Source organism: Chromohalobacter sp. 48-RD10, from assembly GCF_029889785.1.
Lineage (GTDB): Bacteria > Pseudomonadota > Gammaproteobacteria > Pseudomonadales > Halomonadaceae > Chromohalobacter.
Genome location: NZ_JARANX010000107.1, coordinates 1 through 1,914, shown reverse-complemented (window position 1 = coordinate 1,914; position 1,914 = coordinate 1). Strand labels below are relative to the sequence as shown.

Genomic DNA, 1,914 nt, shown 5'->3' with positions numbered 1-1,914 from the left:
TGGGTACGGCTTCCGCCGACGCGGATGACGGCAGCTTTAGCGTGCCGCTGGACCCGGCACTCACCAACGGCGAAGACGTCAGCGCTACCGCCACCGATGCCGCCGGTAACCGGAGTGATCCGACTGGTGCCACCGCACCGGATCTCACCGCACCGGATGCGCCGAGCGCGACGGTCGCTGAGGATGGCACTGCCGTCACCGGCACCGCCGAGCCGGGTTCGACCATTACCGTCAACGATGCCGATGGCAATGAAATCGGCTCGGCCACCGCGGGCGACGATGGCAGCTTTAGCGTGCCGCTGGATCCGGCACTCACCAACGGCGAAGACGTCACGGCGACGGCCACCGACCCCGCCGGTAACCAGAGTGATCCGACTGGTGCCACCGCACCGGATCTCACCGCCCCAGATGCGCCGAGCGCGACGGTCGCTGAGGATGGCACTGCCGTCACCGGCACCGCCGAGCCGGGCTCGACCGTTACCATTAATGATGCCGACGGTAACGAGCTGGGTACGGCTTCCGCCGACGCGGATGACGGCAGCTTTAGCGTGCCGCTGGACCCGGCACTCACCAACGGCGAAGACGTCAGCGCTACCGCCACCGATGCCGCCGGTAACCAGAGTGATCCGACTGGCGCCACCGCACCGGATCTCACCGCCCCAGATGCGCCGGTAATCAACCCCACCAACGGTGAGGAAATTACTGGCACCGCTGAGCCCGGTAGCACCGTCACGTTAACCGACGGCGATGACAACGCCATCGGTGCACCGGCGCCGGTCGGCGAAGATGGTACATGGAGCGTCACGCCCGACACCCCACTCGAGGATGAAACGCAAGTTGAAGCGGTGGCAACCGACGCAGCCGGCAACACGAGCGATCCCAGCTCAACGATTGTCGATATTGACTTGGGGGATGTCACACCGCCTCAAGCCCCCGAAGTGGAGCTGGCCAACGATACGGGAGTTGACGATGCCGATGGCATCACGAGCGACGGCACGGTCAACGTAACAGGCTTGGAGGAAGGCGCGACCTGGCAGTACTCTATCGATAGCGGCACGACTTGGACTGACGGTACCGGTGACAGTTTTACCCTGGAGCCGGGTAATTATGGCGATGGTGTGGTTCAGGTTCGCCAGACGGACTCTGCTAGTAACACTGGACCTTCCTCAACACCGGGTCCTGTCACTATTGACCAGAACGCCCCGGTGATCACCCTCGACGCACTGGACGCGCCGATCAACGACGACAGCCCCGCACTCAGCGGCACCGTCGATGATCCGGACGCAACCGTGACCGTCACGGTCAACGGCAGTGACTACACCGCCGCCAACAATGGTGATGGCACCTGGACGCTGGCCGAGGGCACGGTCACGCTCAACGAAGGCGACAATAGCGTCAGCGCTGTCGCGACCGATGCCGCTGGCAACACCTCCGAGCCAGTGACCGACACGGTCGAACTCGACACCACCGCACCGGGTGAAGGCGATGACGCTCTCAACAGCGTGATCTTCAGTGATGACGTCTACAACGCGGCCGAGGCCGATAGCGCCACCCTCTCCGGTACGGTCGAAGATGGCGCGACCATCGACTCGCTGACCATCACCAGTGCCGGTGGTGGTGATCCGCTCACCATTGCCGGTGAGGACATCACGCTCAACGGCGATGGCACGTTCAGCTATACCGCCGACTTGACCGGTCTGCCCGACGGCGACCTGACTGCCACGCTTTCTATCACGGATGCGGCGGGCAACACCGGGACGGTGACCGACACCGCCACGCTGGATCAGATGCCGCCGGTCCTCACGCTCGACTCGGTCGATGACCCGATCAACGACGACAGCCCGGCGCTGACCGGCAGCGTCGATGATCCTGAGGCCACGGTGACTGTCACAGTCGACGGCACGGATTACGCGG

The 1,914-nt window shown here is 64.4% G+C and carries 1 protein-coding gene; it reads left to right on the top strand.

Translation table 11 applies throughout. The features are described 5' to 3' along the window. On the top strand, window positions 1-1,914 hold a 1,914-nt coding region (locus OP496_RS17450), incomplete at both ends, for an Ig-like domain-containing protein (RefSeq protein ID WP_280565149.1).